This window comes from Variovorax sp. 01N429 (assembly GCF_056399425.1).
The window spans coordinates 275,520-293,828 of the sequence record NZ_JBFTRG010000003.1; the positions used below are offsets into that span (position 1 = coordinate 275,520).

Genomic DNA, 18,309 nt, shown 5'->3' on the forward strand with positions numbered 1-18,309 from the left:
CGCAGCTCGGATCTACGCAAGAAAGCGCAGCAGCAGCGCGTTGACCTCGGCCGCGCGCTCGAACTGCACCCAGTGCCCTGCGTTTTCGACCACCGCACCTTCGCGCAACGGATGACCGGCAACGAGCTGCTCCACCAGAGGACGCGCGTCGGCCGTGACGTCGTGCTCGCCCCAAATCAGCAACTGCGGCCCGCCAATGGTCTCCAGTGCCGCCTGCAGCCCTCCGGAGAGCGAGATCTCCTTGCTGCGAAAACGCGTGCCGTGGCAGGAGATGTCATGAATGGCAAAGGCCAGCGCGTCGATGGCCGCCTTGTCGTGCAGCATCAGCGCGGCCAGGTTGTGCAGCAACGCGGCGCGTTCCTCGTCGCGATCCTCCGCGGCGCGCCAGTTGATCATCTCGACGGTCATGCGGCGCAGGGTGCCGTGCCCGCCGCTGCCCATGAGCACCAATCGCCTGATGCCGCCGCGCCGTTCGCCGAACTTCGATGCGACCAAGCCGCCGAAGGAGAAACCGCCGAGGTCGATCTCGCTGCCCGCACCGACAAGGCTGTCGAGCGTCGCGCCCAACGCGCCGAGAACCACATCCAGCGATGACTGGCCGGGCGCCGGCTCCGGCGGAGTGCCTGAATCATTGAAGCCCGGCAGATCGGGCAGCCAGAGCGTGTGTTCGGCCGAAAGCGCCTCGATATTGCGCAGCCAGTGCATCCAGCTGCCGTGGCCGCCGTGCAGCAGCACCAGCGGGGGACGCGAATCTTCGGTGCCGAAACGGCGCCATCGAATACGGACGCCATCGTGTTCGACATCGTGGTGGGTGGAAAGCGCATCGACGCGCTCGATCAAGCGGACGGCATCGGCCTCGGCTTGCGGTTCAAAGGTCGAGTAGTAAGGCACCGCCGCATTGTGACGCGCCGCCACTCCCAGCGCCGCGAGGAGACCTATTCGCAGGCACCAGCGGAACCGGCTTTGCCGGGCCGCAGGGGTGCGCCCCCTTGAGGGGGTGCTGAGCCACACGCAGTGGGCGAGGCTGGGGGTGGGCTATCCGAACCTGAAGCTCGACACGGCAATGCCGCCCATGAACTCATCCTCGTGATAGATGCGCTCGCCGGCTTCGCCCTCTGCGGCGCCGACAGCGACCATCAGCGGAATCAGGTGCTCCTCGCGCGGATGCGCAATGCGTGCGGCCGGCGCCGTCGCCCAGCGCAACAGCTTTTCGTCACGCTCGCTCGACTTCGCGTGGACGACGGTCTCGTTCAGCCAATCGTCGAACGCCTTGGACACATCGCGCGCCTGCGGGCCGAACGCGCGAAGGTTGTGATAACTGAGCCCGCTGCCGACGATGAGCACGTTTTCATCACGCAGCGGCGCGAGCGCGCGGCCGAGCGCCAGATGTTCTGCCGGATCGAGCCCGCGCCGCAGCGACAACTGAACCACAGGCACTTCTGCATTGGGGTAGATGGCCGCCATCGGCGAGAACGTGCCGTGATCGAAGCCGCGCTCGGGATCCGTCCGCGCAGGCAGTCCCGCAGCCTCGATCAGGCCCTGCACGCGCCGCGCAAGTTCCGGCGAGCCGGGCGCGTCGTAGTGCACGCGATAGGTATGTTCCGGAAAGCCGCCGTAGTCATAGATCATCGGCGGCCGCGGATTGCCCATCACCGTGAAAGCCGGTTCCTCCCAATGCGCCGAGATCATCAGGATCGCGGCCGGCTTGCGGCCGATCTGGCGCGGCATGTCGGCCAGCGCGGCTTCGAGCTTGTCGTAGGTGGGGCCCATTTCCTTTTTCATCCACGGCCAGGGGCCGCCGCCGTGCGAGATGAAATAGGTGGGAAGTCGTGGGTTGATGTTGCTCATGGATCACTCCTTGAGAGCGAGTCTAGAGATTTCCGCATGAGAAATCGATGGGCTACGATGCACCGATTCGTTTCTCCACAGGAAATCGACATGGACCGCCTGACAAGCCTTCGCGTGTTCCGCGAAGTGTTCGAATCCGGCAGCTTCGCCGCAGCGGCGGAGCGACTCGGAATTTCGCCGCCGATGGCGAGCAAGCATGTGGCACAGCTGGAAAAGTCCCTCGGTGCTCGCCTTCTTCACCGTTCCAGTCGCCATCTGAGCCTCACCGAAGCGGGACAAGCCTGGTACGAGCAAAGCAGCCGCGCGCTCGACCTGCTCGATGCGGCCGAGGCGGCCATCGGCCAGACCAGCGCCACGCCGCGCGGGCAGCTCAAGGTGAGCGCGCCCGTGTGGTGCGCAACGCCGCGTTTCGCAAACGTACTGGCCGGCTACCGCGACCGATACCCTGAAGTCGTGGTCGACATGCATCTGGAGAACCGCAAGGTCGACCTGGCGGCCGACGGCTATGACCTCGCGCTGCGCGCGACGCAGGAGCCCTCGCCCGCGCTGATCGCAAGGCCGCTGTGCAAGCTGCAGTTTCATCTGGTGGCTGCGCCTTCATGCATCGCGCGCAGCGGGCTCCCGGCTTCGCTGGCCGATCTCGCGAAGCTCGATGCCATCGTCCCCAGCTACGTGAACCTCGAGGGCTTCACACTCAAAGGCCCCGGCGGCAGGCAGGCACCATTGCGCTTGCAGCCGGTGATGAAGTCCGACGACACCAACCTGACGCTGCATGCGGTGCACGCGGGCGTCGGCATCTCGTTCCTGCCCGAATGGCTGATCGACGACGATCTGGCCGCGGGGCGGCTGGTGCGTCTGGTGCCCGACTACGCAGCGCCGCCAGTCACCTTGTTCGCGGTGTATACGAGCCGGCAATATATGGCGCCCAAACTGCGCAGCTTCATCGATTTCCTCGGCGCGCGATTGGGCACGGCCTAGCGCGCAGCCTGCTATCCAGCGGTCAACGCTTGCTCGGCACGGAACATGGTTCGTCGGGTATTTCGGAACAGGGGCCTGACTCGGCTGCTCCACGAGGTGTGCCGCACCTCGAGCCATGCCGGATGCTCCAGCGTCGCCGGCGTGGTCAAGTCATAGCAGGCGATGTAGCGGGGCGCGCCGGAGTTGCGACGAAAGCGCCTGGCCAAGACGGTGCCCGGCACCCGCGCCAACCCGGGTAGATGCTCCTGCTCGTACCAGGCATTGAATTCAGCCTCGTCCTGTTCCGCCACGTCGGTTTCGACGACATAGTGGTACGTGGCCTTCTCCAGCCACGACGCGCCCTGAATGGATCGCAAAGAGGTCAGCCCAGTCGCGCTGGCGGGGGGCACGCCGACGCCGTACATCCGCGCCCACGTGCCGTCGGGACTCCACCAGATATCCGAGACGTCGATCCCGTCGACGTGGGTCAAGTCCGTCTTTGCGACGTCGCACGTCCATGAAACGTTCATGTCCTCTTCCGACCGATGCACGACATTCAGGGCAACGAGCAATCGCGACACCATGTTGTACGCAGCGACGGTCGCGACGACTTCGACGATGCCTCTGGGATCGAAGTGCTCGCCCAGGCGATCCATCAGCTTGCCCGGCACGGCGATGTCCCGTGTCATCGCATCGGCGAGTTCCAACACCAGGGTCTCAAGTGCCGAGAACTCCGTCGAAAGCGCCGGCTGGCGACAGGCCGCGATCTTGGCCGCGGAGATACCGGCGGCGCGGGCGTGGGGGATATGGGCGTCGAACTCGAACTGCGCACCGTTCAACACGGCGACACGCAGGATCATCAACTCGCGCAGATCAGCCGCCACTCGGGTCTGGTTGCGCACGGCGGTAAGCATGCGTTCCCATCCGGAGGCGATAGGCTCGCTGTTGAGAAGCACTTGGTAGAGCAACGAAATGCGGCCTCGCTCCGCCAAGATACGGCCTTCGAGTTCCGCGAGTTCGGGGCGCGTGCCTGGTTGAACCAGGGGGACACGAATTTGTTCGGTATTCATCATTCAGCCTTGATGTTCTTGGCCTGGATCATCCGGGTCCATTTCTCGGAATCACTCTTCACCAGCGCGGCAAGTTCTTGCGGCGACGACGCTGCCGGGTCTGCACCGATCAACAGCATCCGGTCCCGCACGGCGGGGATGTTCAAGGTGTTGCGGACCGCCTTGTTGAGTGCCTCGATGACGGCAGGCGGTGTCTTCGCCGATACGAACATCCCGTACCAGTTGATCGTGTCTACGCCCTTGATGCCCTGTTCTTCCAGGGTCTTCACGTCGGGCAGCGAAGGATGGCGTTCGTTCGACGCGATGCCAAGCGGCCTGAGAGTACCGCCCTTCACCTGATTGATGAGGCCGGCGACGTCACCAAAGAAGGCGCCTACCTGCCCGCCCATCAGGTCCGAGATTGCCGGTGCCGCGCCCTTGTACGGAACATGCAGGAACTTCACGCCAGTGCTGTCGGAGATCTGTTCGATGGCGAGATGAGGAATGCTGCCCACGCCGGACGAGGCGATTGCAACAGGCAGCTTGCTGGTCTTGGCATTGGCGACGAACTGCGCGGCATCTTTTGCGGGATTTGCGGAATTCACTACGAGCAGTTCGACGTTGTTCGCGACCAGTGACACGGGCGCAAAGTCACGCTTCATGTCATAGGGCAGCTTCTCGTAAAGAGACGGGTTGATCGCCGCAGCGCCAACGCTGGTCAGCCAGATCGTCGAACCATCGGGCTTGGAGCGCGCAACATCCATCGCCCCGATGGCGCCGTTGGCTCCCGGTTTGTTGTCCACCAACACGGTTCCACCCAACTCTTTTCCCAGTTGCTCCGACAGCGCGCGTGCAACCACATCGACAGGCCCGCCGGCAGTGAAGGAAACCACGATCCGGGTGACCTTGGTTTGGGCCAGCGTGGTGGCGGTCGCAACGAGCATCATCAGCGCAAGGGCCGTGGATTTCAATTTCATGATTCGTCTCCGATCTTGTCATTCAAGTTCAATTCCGGCCTCCGGCGAGGTCACCAAAGCGGCAAAGCGGTACAGGCGCTGCGGGTTGTCGACCAGCAGCAGTTGCCGTTGAAAGGGCGTTGGGGCAATGTCGGCAATCAGATCGACCAGTTCCTCTTCGTCGGGAATCGGGCCTGCGTGATTCGGGTGTGGCCAGTCGTTGCCCCAGAGCACGCGATCACCGAATTCGCGGATCAGCGCGCTGGCGTATGGCTGCGCGTCCGCATAAGGAGGCCCCTCGCGGCTGATGCGGTCCATCCCGCTGACTTTGACCCAGATCCTCGGATCGTCCATCAGGCTCACAAGCGCTTCGAATGCGAGTTGGGAGGTGCCCAATCTTGCGTCGACACGGCCGAGGTGGTCGATGACAACCGGCACAGGGGATCGCTGCAGCTTCGGCGCCATTTCAGCCAACAGCATCGGGTCGCCATGGATTTGCAGATGCCAGCCAAGAGGCTCGAGGCGGGCCGCGAACTTCAATACGTCGTCAATCGGCGTACTGTGCCCCAAGTGATGCATGTAGTTGAATCGAACGCCCCGGAATCCCGCCGAATCGAGCCTCTGAAGCTCCACGTCCGACACGTCGGTCTGGAGCAGCGCGATGGCTCGATATGTCTCCGGGCGTGCGGCAACCGCCTCCGCGCTGACGCTGTTGTCGAAGCCGTGGCAAGCCGATTGCACGACCACGCAGCGCGACAATCCCAGCGTATCGTTGAGTTTGAAAAGCGCTTCTTTCGGTGCGTCTTTCGCCGGAATGAAAGCCGCACCTCGCGCATACGGGAACCGGTTGCGTGGACCGAACACGTGGCAATGTGCATTGCAGGCGCCGGGCGGAAGTAGAAGTTTCATGGCGCCTTACTGCCCGACGCCATACACCCTGCGCGCAAAGACCGAGATCGCGTTGGCCACCGCCTGCGGTTGTTCGGGAATGAGTGCGTGGCCTGCATCGGGAATGACGACGATGGACACGCGATCGCCCAGCATTGACTTCAAGACGTGCGAGAAACGACGCGGCGCGACTGTGTCGGCTCCGGCTTGCAGGTCCAGGATGGGCGCCGCACCGGCCGAGAAGTAGTCATCGACCGGGGTGGTGTTCCGGGCATGCGATTGGGCTTCATGGGTCTCGTGGTACCAACCATTGAGCCAGACCTTCGGGTCGTTGCCGGGTGCGAAAAATGCGGTTCGCAGGTATTCAAGCCTCTGGGCCTCCGGCAACGACAGGTCGCTGGAGCCATCAATGGCCTTGCGCATCTCCGGGCCGATCGGGAGTTCTTTCGATCCGGGCGGCACCTTGCCGGAGGAGCCCGCTGCGATGACAACGCCTTTCACCAGGTCTGGGCGATCCGCCGCCAACTGGCGCGCGGCGAAATTGCCCCAGGCATGCCCGACCACGACGACCGGGCCCTTTCCTTCGGCTTCGACGACCGCCGCGACATCGGCTGCAAAGTCATGGATGCTGAGGTTGTGCATCGGGCCACTACTCCGGCCAATACCTCGCGGCTCGGGCCTCAGCACCCTGAAGCCGTCGGCCGCCAGATGTGCTGCGACAACGTCGTAGTCGCGGCCCGATCGGCCGAGCGATGGCAGCATGACAATCAACGGACCCTGGCCTTGGGAGGTCACTTCGATTTGCACCGGTCCCTTGGTCACGATGCGTTGTTCGGCCTTTGCTGCGTCTGCCGCGATGGCGATGGCAGGCAGTCCAGCGCACAAGGCGAGGACGAAGGCGAGAAGTGTGCGAGAAGTGTTTTGTCTCATGATCCCTGCTTCTATGGTGTGGTTGGAGAGGATGGAGTGTGGCCTTCGGCGGGACAAAGCGATACGGCATTGCTTCGATACCAGCTATGCTTATCTTCTATGGATCTGCGCCAGCTCGAATACTTCGTCAACGTGATGGAGAACGGAAGTTTCAGTCGTGCCGCCGTCGTGCTGAATCTGGCTCAGCCGAGCTTGAGCCGGCAGGTCGCACTATTGGAAGCGGAGCTTGGTCAGCGCCTCCTGGTGCGAAATGGACGTGGCGTGACTGCCACGGAGGCCGGTGACGCGCTGCTGGTTCACGCGCGTGTGATGCTCAACGCCTCGCGCCGCGCGCGCGAGGAATTGCACGACATGGGGGAAAGTCCCAGCGGCAGGGTCATTGTCGGCCTGCCGCCACGCGTTGCGTATGGGTTGAGCGTCGCGTTGGTCCAGCGCTTTCGAGAACGCTTCCCGCGGGCGGTCATCACCGTACTTGAAGGGCTGAGCTCTTCACTGCACGAGTCGTTGATCGCGGGGCGGATGGACATGGCACTGCTGTTCGATCCACCATCCTCACCGCAACTCACCTATACGCAGCTGATGCGTGAGCGCCTCTTCCTGGTCGCGCCGCCGGGAAACAAGCTTCCCCCGCGCGTCAGGCTGTCCACCCTTGCAAACTACCCGATGGTCCTTCCGAGCGCGCCCAATGCGATCCGCAGCCTCGTGGAAGCCGTGCTGCTGCCCAGGCGCGTGGAGTTGCAAATCCTGGCGGAAGTTGGCGCCGTCAGTACGCTGCTGGCCTTGGTGGCCAGCGGCATCGGTTCTACGATCGTTCCCGAGAGTGCCATCACTGCGGGGGGGTACGGCGACAAACTTCCGCACGCACCGCTCGGTCCTCCGAGCATATGGAATGCCTTGACATTGGCGGAACCTATGGCCGGGCCGGCGACGAGACTGACGCGGGGGACCGCCCAACTGCTGAGGGAACTGGATTTCCGCCGTGTTGGCACGTGACGTCGCAGGTCTTTCGCGTCGCGGCCATACTCTGCCGCGGTGCTGCGCAGAATGCGTTTCGCTCACTGGAGACTGTTCGCCTTGTTCCGCTTCTTCGAAAAACTTCTACACCCCTATCCGACGCCCGAGCCCCGTCTGCCGCCGAACGGCCTGTTCCCTTTTCTGTGGGCCTGCACCGAAGGCCTGCGCGGAAAAATCGCAGCCATGGCGCTGCTGGTGGCGACCGTGTCGGCCTTCGAGGCGCTGCTCTTCGCGGTGCTTGGGCGCATCGTCGACTGGCTCGGCGGACAGGCGCCATCGCGCTTGTGGGAAGACCGCGGCACGACGCTGACCTGGTTCGGCCTTGCGATGCTTGCAAGCGTCGGCGTGGTCGCGCTGCAGACCATCGTCAAGCACCAGACGCTTGCGATCAACCTGCCGATGCGGCTGCGCTGGAACTTCCACCGCCTGATGCTCGGCCAGAGCATGGCCTTCTACCAGGATGAGTTTGCGGGCCGCATCACCGCGAAGGTCATGCAGACGGCGCTGGCCGTGCGCGACGCCATCTTCGTGCTGGCCGACATGCTGGTGGCGATGGGCGTCTACGTCGCGACCATGATCGTGCTCGCGGCGGTGCTCGACCGCCAGCTCATGCTGCCTTTCCTGGCCTGGCTGGTGCTGTATGCCGTGCAGTTGTTCTTCTTCGTGCCACGCCTGGGCAGCATCGGCAAGGCGCAGGCCGATGCGCGCGCCCTCATGACCGGCCGCGTGACCGATGCCTACACCAACATCGCGACCGTCAAGCTCTTCTCGCACACCCAGCGCGAGGCCGGCTTCGCGCGCGCGGCCATGAAGGAATTCATGGAAACCGGATACGGCCAGATGCGGCTCGTGAGTGCCTTCGAGATCACCAACCATGCGCTCAGCATGGGTCTGACCGCGGGCATGGCGGGCATGTCGCTGTGGCTGTGGTCGCAAGGCTCGGTCGGCATCGGCGCTGTGGCTGCGGCGACCGCGATGGCGCTGCGCCTGCAGGGCATGTCGCACTGGATGATGTGGGAGATGACCAGCCTGTTCGAGAACATCGGAACGGTGCAGGACGGCATGAAGACACTGTCGCGCCCACGCACCGTGGTCGATGCGCCGGACGCCGTCACGCTGCAGGTGCCGCGCGGCGAAGTCCGCTTCGAGCATGTGAGCTTTCGTTACGCCGACGGCGGCCGGCGCGTGATCGACAACCTCTCGCTGACGGTGGCCCCCGGCGAAAAGATCGGGCTCGTCGGCCGCTCAGGCGCCGGCAAGTCGACGCTGGTCAACCTGCTGCTGCGCTTTCATGACCTGGACGGCGGGCGCATTCTCATCGACGGCCAGGACATCGCCCACGTCACGCAGGACAGCCTTCGCGAGCACATCGGCATGGTGACACAGGACACGTCGCTGATGCACCGGTCGGTGGCCGACAACATCGCCTACGGCCGGCCCGATTCCAGCGATTCGGCCATCCGAGCCGCGGCAGCGCGTGCGGAGGCGCACGAGTTCATCCAGACGCTGGGCGACCCGAACGGCCGGCGCGGCTACGAAGCCCATGTCGGCGAACGGGGCGTGAAGCTCTCCGGCGGCCAGCGCCAGCGCGTCGCCATCGCGCGCGTGATGCTGAAGGACGCGCCGATCCTGCTGCTCGACGAGGCCACCAGCGCCCTCGACTCGGAGGTGGAAACCGCCATCCAGGCGAGCCTCTATCGCCTCATGGAAGGCAAGACGGTGATCGCTATTGCGCACCGCCTGTCGACCATCGCAGCCATGGACCGGCTGATCGTCGTCGACGAAGGCCGCGTGGTCGAGGAAGGCGATCACCGCACGCTGCTGGCGAAAGGCGGCCTCTATGCGCGCCTGTGGTCGCACCAGAGCGGCGGCTTCCTCGGGGACGGCAACGATGGCAGCGATGACGAGGACTACGCCGGCGCCGAGGCATCGACGGTCTGACCTGCGAGTCCTACAGTGGCCCGTGCCGCTCGCCGACATCGCAAAACCCACCCGCGGGCATTCTGGACGGGTCTTCAACACAGAGGAGTTTCCACCGTGAATTCCATCATTTACATCGTCGGTCTGGTCGTGGTCGTTGTCGCCGTGCTTTCGTTCTTCGGCCTCCGCTGAAGCCGCGCCCTCCTCATTCCTTCCGCCTGAAACCCCGCGCGCGGGGACGACGGGGCCGCGCTACGGCCCCTTTTTCGTGCCGCATCGACTGACTTGGCACGGGCATAATTTCGCGCACTCACCCGGTGCGCCGGCATTGCCCCGTATAGCTCAAAGGAAGTTGTTGAATTCAGTGGCGCATCACTCTTCGTTGCAGGACGCGGCGATCACCGAAGCGATCCAGTTGATCGAAGAGGCCGGCCCGCTCGACGACGCGCAGGCCCTGCGCGAAGCCTCCTTCCTTCGATCGGACAGCGCCGGACGCATTGCCGAACGCGCGCGCGTCCTGGGTCAGCGCATCGGCCTTCAACCCGAGATTTCCCGCGCCCGCGCATGGGCGCCGTGGGTGCTGCTCGGCCTGGTCGCGCTCATCGTCTTCGCCGGGCTGTCGCTCGCGGGCAACGTGCTGGACAGCGGAGAGCGGCGCATCAACGTGGTGGTCGCGCTGGTCAGCCTCCTTGGGCTACACCTGGTCACACTGCTGTTCTGGCTCATCGGGCTTTTCTTGCCGCTGGGTTCATTCAGCGCCTCGTTCGGATGGCTCTGGCTGGCGCTCACGGCGCGTGTTGCCGGTGGGCGGCACGGCCAGGCGCCGGTGCTGCTGCGAGCCGTCACACGGTTGCTGACGCGGGCGCGGATGCTGCATTGGGCGCTCGGCTTCGTCAGTCACGCGATCTGGTCGCTGTCGTTCACGGTGGTGCTGGTGGCGATGCTCTTTGCGCTTTCGTTCCGCAACTACACGCTGGACTGGGAGACCACCATCCTGGACCCCGATTTTTTTGTGCAGGGCGTGCAATGGCTCGGGCAACTGCCGGCGCAATTGGGCTTTCCCGTGCCCGCCGCCGAAGTGGTGCGATCGCCCACGGCGGCGGCTTCGGGTCAACGCGAGCTCGCGCTGTGGCTCACGGGCTGTCTCATCGTCTACGGACTGCTGCCGCGCATGGTGTTCGCTGCGCTGAGTGCCGCAGTCTGCCGGGCGCGCAGCAAGGCTCTGCGGCCCGATCTGTCGCACCCTTATTACCGCAAGCTGCTTGCGCGCTTCGATGCGCTCGCGCCGCCGAGGATCGTCGATGCCGATCCCGGACCGCTGCCGCATCTCATGACGCAGAGCCTTCCGGCGGGCGACACCACCGCCGCGCTGATGGCCATCGGCTTCGAACTGCCGGACGAACTTCCGTGGCCGCCGGCCGCGCTCGAGATGCGCGACGCCACCGCAATGCGCATCGACGGGAGCGCCGACGCACGGCACCGGGTGCTCGATGCGCTCGCCCGCCTGCGGCCGCGACGCGTTCTCGTGGGTTGCCATGCGGCGTCGAGCCCCGACCGCGGCACCGAGCGCTTCTTGCGCGAAGTCATGGCATCGTGCGGCGATTGCCGGCTGTGGCTTTTCGGTGCCACCGTCGACGACGACGCTCGCCAGCGCTGGCACGCGTGGTTGGCCCATGCCGGGCTGGACACGCTCCGCGCGGGCGATGCGCTGGAGCCTTTGCTCCACGACTGGAAATGAGCTCCGGCACACCGATCCGCATCGCGGTGGTCGGCCACACCAACGCCGGCAAGACATCGCTGTTGCGCACGCTCACGCGGCGAGTGGATTTCGGCGCGGTGTCAGAGCGGCCGGGCACCACGCGGCATGTCGAAACCATCGATCTCATCGTCGACGGTGCTCCCGCGGTGCGCTTCTTCGACACGCCCGGCCTCGAAGACGCCGTCGCGTTGCGCGAGCATCTCCAGGCCTTCGACAAGGACCTGACTCCCCCGGATCGCATTCGCAGATTCCTGCAAGGCCCCGAAGCGCACGGTGTGTTCGAGCAGGAAGCCAAGGTGCTTCGCGCCCTGCTGGAGGTCGACGCCGCCTTTCTGGTGATCGATGCGCGCGAACCGGTGCTGCCGAAGTTTCGCGCCGAGATCGAGCTGTTGAATGCCTGCGCGCGGCCCGTGCTGCCGGTGTTGAACTTCGTGCGCCATCCCGCGAGTCGCGAAGCGGCCTGGCGCGAATTGCTCTCGGCGTACGGCTTGCACGTGGTGGTGCGTTTCGATGCGGCGGCGCCTTTCGTGGGATCGGAACGGGAGCTGTACCGCGATCTTTCGACGCTGCTGCGCGACCGGCGCGCCGCGCTCGACGGCGTCGCGGCATCGCTCGAAGCGGAGTTCGCGCAGCGCCGTGAGGCCGCGTCCGGGCGCATCGCTGAACTGCTGGTCGATGCGACCGCCATGAGGCGCACCGCCACGGCGGCCGATTTTGCCGACGAGCGCGGCCGCAAGCGCCTGATCGCCGATCTGCAGAAGTCGCTCTTCGACAAGGCCCAGCGTTGCGCCGACGACTTGCTCGGGCTGTACGGATTTCGCGAAGGCGATGCCGACGAGGCGTCGCTGCCGCTGCTGGAGGGCCGCTGGACGATGGACTTCTTCCATCCCGAGGCGCTGAAGGATGCCGGCATCCTGCTCGGCAAGGGCGTGGCTGTCGGGGCGGCCGTGGGCGTGGTTGCCGACATTGCGCTCGCGGGGCTTTCGCTCGGCACAGGCGCTGCGCTCGGGGGTGCGATCGGCGGCGCGATGTCGCAAGGCTGGGGGCCGATGGGCCGCAAGCTCGTCAACAAACTGCGCGACGTGCATGAGCTCACGGTGGAAGATCGCGTGCTCTTCGTGCTCATGGGATGGCAACTCAGGTTGTTGGGTGCGCTTGAACATCGCGGCCATGCGGCCGTCCAGAGGATCGCGACGAGCACCGCGAACGCGACCGACCAACGCGCGCTCGTTGACGTGGTTCGCGCGGCGCAGCCCGCACGCAGCCATCCGGACTGGGAGACCGGCGTGCGGCTTCGATGGCGCGATGCGCCTCAGCGGCAGGATCTCGTGGCAGAGGTGGCTCGCCGTATCGGCGCCACGATCGCGGCCGGCGACCCCGGTTGAACGAGCCCACGCTGCTGCGGCATGATCGCGAAATGGAAAACCTCTCCCCCCGTCCCCTGGCCATCATCAAGGCGGGCGACACGCTGGATGCGCTGCGCGATCGACATGGCGATTTCGAGCACTGGATCGCCGCAGGGCTCGGCGACACTTCGCTGCCTGTGATGGTGTTGGACCCGCGTCGTGGCGACATGCTGCCGTCCCCCGCTTCAATCTCGGGCGCTATCGTGACCGGCTCGCACGCGATGGTTTCGCACCGCGAGCCGTGGAGCGAAACAACGGGCGCATGGCTTGCGCAACTGGTGGCGCACGGCACACCGGTGTTGGGCATCTGCTTTGGCCATCAATTGCTGGCGGACGCCCTCGGCGGTGAGGCTGGCGATCATCCGGCAGGCTTGGAGCTCGGCACGGTGGAGGTCGAACTGCGGCCCGAGGCTGCCGACGATCCTCTTGTGCGCGATCTGCCGAGGCGCTTCGATGCGCACGTGGTTCACCGGCAGAGCGCATTGCGGCTTCCGGATGGCGCGGTGCGATTGGCGGGCAACGAGTTCGAGCCGACGCAGGCGTTCCGCGTCGGCAAGAACGCATGGGGCGTGCAGTTCCACCCGGAGTTCGACGACGATGCGATGCGCGGCTATGTCGATCACTTTGCCGAGTCGCTGCGTGCCGAGGGCGTTGATGCGGCGGCATTGCGCGAACGCGTGAAGCCGACTGCATCGGCGTCGGGTCTGCTTGCCCGCTTCGCGCAAATCGCCGAGGCGCATGACGCCCCATCGGCTGGCACCTTGGCGACTGCGATTCAGGGTTAGCCCGCATCGCCTTCGCGGGCAGGGGCACCTTGTAATCAACGGCTCGTCCCTTTTCTCTTCGAAAGCCTTGTTCATGACATTGACCCCCACGCGATTCGCGTTCGGCGCCGTCGCATTGGCCGCCCTCTTCGCGGGCTGCGCCAGCACACCCGCTCCAGGCACGCGCAGCGTGACCATCGAGCGGACCACCTACGGCATTGCGCACATCACCGCACCGGACTTCGAAGGCGTCTCGTACGGCGTCGGCTACGCCCATGCGCAGGACAACGTCTGCCAGACGGCCGAGCATCTGCTCACGGTGCGGGGCGAGCGCGCGCAGTTCCTCGGACCGCAGGGCATGGGCGAACTGGGCCTCGGGCGCATGCCGAATGCGCAGATCGACCTCTTCGTGCGCGCGCACATGGACGACGCCGCACTCGCGCGCGCCGCGGCCGACCTGAGCCCTGAAGTGCGGGCATCGTTGCGCGGCTATGTGGCGGGCTACAACCGGTATTTGCAGGACACGGGTCCGAACGGCCTGCCCGAAGCGTGCCGTGGCAAGCCTTGGGTACGACCGATGACGATGGCCGACCTCGCGCGGGCCACCGAGATGTCGATGATCCAGGGCGGCATCGGTGCATTGGCCGGCGCGGAGCTGGCCGCGGCGCCGCCAGCCGCGGGCGCGAAGACTTCGTCGGTGGCGGTCGATCTGCAAGAGGCGGTGGCTGAAATCTCGCGCCACAGTTTCAATGCGAATCCTGAAGGGGGCGAACTCGGCTCCAATGGCTGGGCCTTCGGGCGCAATGCCACGCCGGATGGGCGCGGGCTGGTGCTCGGCAACCCGCACTTTCCGTGGGTGGGCACGAACCGGTTCTGGCAGATGCATCTCACGATTCCGGGGCAGCTCGACGTGATGGGTGCGACGGGTGGCCTGAGCCCAGTGGTGGCAATCGGATTCAACAAGGACGTGGCATGGACGCACACGGTGTCGACGGGCAAGCGCTTCACGCTGTATGAGCTGAAGCTCGACCCGAGYGATCCGACGGTCTACATCGTCGATGGGAAGCCGCGCAAGATGATTGCGAAGACTGTCACGCTGCCGGCATCCTCGGCGGAGGCAGGCAAGGCGCCGGCGCAGAAGACGTTCTACAGCACCGAATGGGGGCCGGTGATTTCGCTACCGCGTGCGGGGCTCGACTGGACTGCGACGAAGGCTTATGCGATTCGTGATGTGAACACGCTGAATACGCGGTCGGCGCAGAGCTGGATCAAGATGGCGCAAGCTCACAACGTCGCAGAATTGCGTGCGGCGATGGGCAATCAGGGGATGCCGTGGATCAATACGATTGCGGCGGATCGCGATGGCAATGCGATGTACGCGGACCTTTCGGTGGTGCCCGATGTCTCGGCGGAGATGCTGAAGACGTGCGCGCCCTCGCCTGCTGCTGCGGCACTCTTGAATGCGGCAGGTTTGCCGGTGCTCGATGGTTCGCGTTCGGCTTGCGCATGGAATCGCGACACTGCAGCCGCGATGCCGGGCGCGATTCCGCCGGCGCGGATGCCTGTGGTGGTGACGCCGGACTGGGTACAAAACAGCAATGACAGCTTTTGGCTGAGCAATCCGCACATTGCGCCGATGGCGGGTGTTTCCCCGTTGGTAGGCTTCATCGGAACGCCGCAGCGGTTGCGCACGCGCAGCGGGATCATGGAGATTGAAGGCCGGCTTGCGGGCAACGATGGGTTGAGCGGCAACAAGATGGGCGCGCAAGATTTGCGCACTGTGATCTTCCGCGACAAAAACCTGGCGGGCATGCTGGTGATGGACGATCTGGTTGCGGCATGCTCTGCGAATGCTTCGGCACTGACGCAAGATCAAAAGCTGGGCTGCCGGGTGTTGGCGTCGTGGGACCGCACGAGCAACAGTGCTTCGAAGGGCGCACCGCTCTTCCGTGAGTTCTGGCGCAAGACGAAGGACATCCCGAAGGTGTGGCGCGTGCCTTTCGATGCTGCCCGTCCGGTGGTGACGCCAGCGGGGCTCGATATGGCAACGCCTGCGACGCGTGATGCTGTGTTCAAGTCGCTCGGGGATGCTGTGGGTGTGGTTCGCACTGCAGGCTTCGCGGCTGATGTGCCGCTGGCGGAGGTGCAGACGCGCACGGTGCGCGGGCAGAAAATTACTATTCCTGGGGGCGATGAGTTCGAAGGGGTGCTCAATAAGGTGGAGAGTCAGGGGCAGTCTTATATCGACCCGAAGGGGTACAACATCAATTACGGCAGCAGCTATATCCAGACCGTGACGTTTGATGAACGTGGGCCTGTGGCGCAAGGGTTGCTGACTTATGGGCAGAGTACGGATCCTGCTTCGCCTTATTACTACGATCAGTTGGCGCTGTTCTCTGCCAAGAAGTGGAATCCGTTGCCGTTTCATCGGGCTGATGTGCAGGCGCAGCTTGTGGGGGGGCCGTTGCGGTTGGCTTATTGAAGGCTGTTCGTTGTCGTTGGTGGGGCCGCCCGGTATGCGGTGCGGCTGTGGGCGACCCCGCTGCGCCGGCCCTTCGGGCTTCCCTGCAGTGCTCGACTCAGGCGGGGGCCGCGTGAAACTCGCTTCGCTCAGACACACGCAGCCCTGATCCGCCTGAGTCTCCGCGCTTCGGCGGCGCAGAAGGGTCGCCCACAGCCGCACCGCATACCGGGCTCTGTCGTTGTTCTACGAGGGTGCTCTTAGGCTAGGACTACTACTGCGTCGGCTGCGCTTACGCCTGAGCCCTGCGGGAGCACGAAGAGGGGGTTGATTTCGGCTTCTATCAGGCGTTCGCCTAGCTTTGCAGCCATGCGGGAGAAAGCGACTATGGCCTCTACCAGTGCTGGGACGTCGGCTTTGGGGCGTCCTCTGAAGCCGTCCAGTAACGGCCATGTTTTGAGTTCACGGGCCATGTCCAAGGCTTCGCTGCTGCTCAGGGCTCCTTCTGGGGGGAGCAGGCGAATGGTGGTGTCCTTGAACAATTCGGCGGTGACTCCTCCCATGCCCAGCAGGATGGCCGTGCCCAGTGGGTCGCGGTGCATGCCCAGGATCAGTTCGATGCCGCCGGTGACCATTTCCTGAACCAGAAAACGCTTGGGGCGCGCGCCTGTGTTTCGCTCCACTTCATCGGCCATGGCCTGGAGGCGCGATGCGATCTCTGCGGGCTCTACGTTGACTGCGACGCCGCCTACATCGCTCTTGTGGGTGATTTCGCTGGAGAGGATTTTGAGGACCACACGGCCGCTCAGTTCGCGCGCGGCGCGTTCGGCGGCTGCGCCGTTTTCAACGACCGTTTCTCTTGCGCAAGGGACGCCGAAGCTTGCGAACAGTTGTTTGGCCTGCGCCTCATCCAGTGAGCCCGTGGGGAGGTCTTGCGTCGGCGCGTGAACGGATGCGCGCGGCGGCTCGATGCCTGGCGGGGACCATTGGCTTGCCTGGAGCATGCCGGCGAGCGCTGCCGCACAACTCTCCGCGGAAACGAATGCGGGGACGCCGCGTTGCGTGAGCAAGGTGGCGGCTTCGGGCGCGTGGGGGCTGACGTAGGCGAGCACGGGCTTGTCGGACTGTGCAAGGCCGCCTTCGATGGCGCCGGCCATCAGTTCGGGTCTGCCGACGCCGGACGAGCCGACGATGATGACCAAGGCGTCGTAGGTGGGACTGGAGAGCAGCGCCTCGATGGCGCCGCGCAGCAGATCAGGCTGCAGGCCGGCCAAAGTGACGTCGATGGGGTTGCGGTCGAGGGCGGCGTGGTCGCCGGTTTGCAGGGCGCGCAAGGCGGACGCTGTGGGTTCGTCGGGGGCGGGGGTCTCGAAGCCGCAGACGCCGAGGCTGTCGGACACGAGGGTGCCTGCGCCGCCTGTAGAGGTGAGGACGGCAACGCGTTTGCCTCGCAGGGTGCGTCGTGTGGCGAGAGCAGCCGGCACGTCGAGAAGATCGCCGAATGTCTGCGCGCGGATGATGCCGGTTTGCTTGAACAAGGCGTCGTACATGCGGTCCGCACCTGCGAGCGCACCTGTGTGCGACACGGCGGCTTGGGCGCCGGCTTCGGAGCGGCCGATCTTGAAGGCGACGATGGGCTTGCCTGCGCGTGCGGCCCTGAGGGCGGCAGCGCGGAATTTCTGCGGATGGCGGATTGCTTCGATGTACAGCGCGATGACTTGCGTTGCGGGGTCGTCGACCAAAGCGTCGATGAAGTCGGCGAGTTCGAGATCGACTTCGTTGCTGGTGGAGATCAGCTTCGATAGACCGATGCCTCGGGCAGCAGCACGCGACAAGAGCGCGCCAAGGATGCCGCCGCTTTGCGACACCACGCCGATGGCGCCTGCGTGGAAGTGGTCCATCTCCAGCGCACCACTGGCGGAGAGCACGATGTCGTCGGTCAGGTTGACCAAGCCGATGGTGTTGGGGCCGAGGATGCGCATGGTTCCTGCGGCTTCGAGCAACTGCTGTTGCCGGCGCGCGCCTTCGTCGCCGGTTTCCGTGTAGCCGCTTGCCAGCACGATGGCTGCGGCGGCGCCGCGTTCGGCAAGCTCGCGAACGGCGATGTGGGCGCGCTCGGCGCCGAGCAGGACGATGCCGACGTCGGGGACTTCGGGCAGCGACGCGATGTCGCGGTAGCAGGGCAAGTCGCCGATGCGCTCGAGCTTCGGGTTCACCGGAAAGACCTTGCCGGCAAAGCCGTGCTTCAGGAGGTACGACACGGGGCGGCCAGCGGTCTTCGCGGGGTCGCCCGATGCGCCGATGACGGCGACGCTTCGCGGCTGGAGCAATCTGGACAGAGCAGAGAGAGCTTCCAT

Annotated in this window: 13 protein-coding genes and 1 pseudogene; 7 read left to right on the forward strand and 7 right to left on the reverse strand. The window is 65.1% G+C overall.

The genetic code is table 11. From position 1 onward, the window contains the following. Window positions 1-12: 12 nt before the first annotated feature. Both AC1DSF_RS07365 and AC1DSF_RS07370 read right to left on the reverse strand, forming a co-directional pair. Complete coding sequence (locus AC1DSF_RS07365; RefSeq protein ID WP_478182591.1) at window positions 13-891, reverse strand: alpha/beta fold hydrolase; 879 nt, start codon at window positions 889-891, stop codon at window positions 13-15. Between the two features lie 144 nt (window positions 892-1,035). Then, window positions 1,036-1,848 (reverse strand): DODA-type extradiol aromatic ring-opening family dioxygenase, encoded by an 813-nt coding sequence (locus tag AC1DSF_RS07370; protein ID WP_478182528.1) that lies wholly within the window; start codon window positions 1,846-1,848, stop codon window positions 1,036-1,038. A 90-nt stretch (window positions 1,849-1,938) separates the two neighbouring features. Between AC1DSF_RS07370 and AC1DSF_RS07375 the strand changes: the two genes are divergently transcribed. Beyond that, window positions 1,939-2,826, forward strand: a complete 888-nt coding sequence (locus AC1DSF_RS07375) for a LysR family transcriptional regulator (protein WP_478182529.1) — start codon at window positions 1,939-1,941, stop codon at window positions 2,824-2,826. Window positions 2,827-3,350: 524 nt separating this feature from the next. On the opposite strand, the pseudogene AC1DSF_RS07380 reads toward AC1DSF_RS07375, so the two are convergent. The 4 genes and pseudogenes from AC1DSF_RS07380 to AC1DSF_RS07395 form a co-directional block, all read right to left on the reverse strand. After that, a pseudogene (locus tag AC1DSF_RS07380) lies at window positions 3,351-3,875 on the reverse strand (carboxymuconolactone decarboxylase family protein); the annotation flags it as partial. Then, on the reverse strand, window positions 3,875-4,831 hold the full coding sequence (locus AC1DSF_RS07385; RefSeq protein WP_478143220.1) for a Bug family tripartite tricarboxylate transporter substrate binding protein: 957 nt from the start codon (window positions 4,829-4,831) through the stop codon (window positions 3,875-3,877). The pseudogene AC1DSF_RS07380 and the gene AC1DSF_RS07385, both read right to left, overlap by 1 nt. An 18-nt stretch (window positions 4,832-4,849) precedes the next feature. Continuing rightward, entirely contained in the window at window positions 4,850-5,719 is an 870-nt protein-coding gene (locus AC1DSF_RS07390; protein WP_478126577.1) for an amidohydrolase family protein, read from the reverse strand. Window positions 5,720-5,725: 6 nt separating this feature from the next. Continuing rightward, window positions 5,726-6,628: an alpha/beta fold hydrolase gene (locus tag AC1DSF_RS07395; RefSeq protein WP_478126578.1), complete on the reverse strand. Its 903-nt coding sequence runs from the start codon at window positions 6,626-6,628 to the stop codon at window positions 5,726-5,728. Between the two features lie 99 nt (window positions 6,629-6,727). Between AC1DSF_RS07395 and AC1DSF_RS07400 the strand changes: the two genes are divergently transcribed. From AC1DSF_RS07400 to AC1DSF_RS07425, 6 genes are all read left to right on the forward strand, one after another. Then, the gene (locus AC1DSF_RS07400; protein WP_478126579.1) at window positions 6,728-7,621 is read left to right on the forward strand and encodes a LysR substrate-binding domain-containing protein; all 894 of its coding nucleotides are present in this window, start codon (window positions 6,728-6,730) and stop codon (window positions 7,619-7,621) included. Between the two features lie 81 nt (window positions 7,622-7,702). Further along, on the forward strand, window positions 7,703-9,583 hold the full coding sequence (locus AC1DSF_RS07405) for an ABC transporter ATP-binding protein (RefSeq protein WP_478126580.1): 1,881 nt from the start codon (window positions 7,703-7,705) through the stop codon (window positions 9,581-9,583). A gap of 343 nt (window positions 9,584-9,926) precedes the next feature. Continuing rightward, window positions 9,927-11,300, forward strand: a complete 1,374-nt coding sequence (locus AC1DSF_RS07410; protein WP_478182592.1) for a DUF2868 domain-containing protein — start codon at window positions 9,927-9,929, stop codon at window positions 11,298-11,300. After that, the gene (locus AC1DSF_RS07415) at window positions 11,297-12,706 is read left to right on the forward strand and encodes a GTPase/DUF3482 domain-containing protein (RefSeq protein WP_478126581.1); all 1,410 of its coding nucleotides are present in this window, start codon (window positions 11,297-11,299) and stop codon (window positions 12,704-12,706) included. The genes AC1DSF_RS07410 and AC1DSF_RS07415 overlap by 4 nt, the downstream gene beginning before the upstream one ends. Before the next feature lie 32 nt (window positions 12,707-12,738). Further along, window positions 12,739-13,512 carry a glutamine amidotransferase gene (locus AC1DSF_RS07420; RefSeq protein WP_478126582.1) on the forward strand — a complete coding sequence of 258 codons (774 nt, stop codon included), beginning with the start codon at window positions 12,739-12,741 and terminating at the stop codon, window positions 13,510-13,512. A 73-nt stretch (window positions 13,513-13,585) separates the two neighbouring features. Further along, the gene (locus tag AC1DSF_RS07425; RefSeq protein ID WP_478182530.1) at window positions 13,586-15,973 is read left to right on the forward strand and encodes an acylase; all 2,388 of its coding nucleotides are present in this window, start codon (window positions 13,586-13,588) and stop codon (window positions 15,971-15,973) included. 239 nt (window positions 15,974-16,212) lie between these two features. On the opposite strand, the gene AC1DSF_RS07430 is transcribed toward AC1DSF_RS07425, so the two are convergent. Continuing rightward, window positions 16,213-18,309, reverse strand: a complete 2,097-nt coding sequence (locus tag AC1DSF_RS07430; RefSeq protein ID WP_478182531.1) for an acetate--CoA ligase family protein — start codon at window positions 18,307-18,309, stop codon at window positions 16,213-16,215.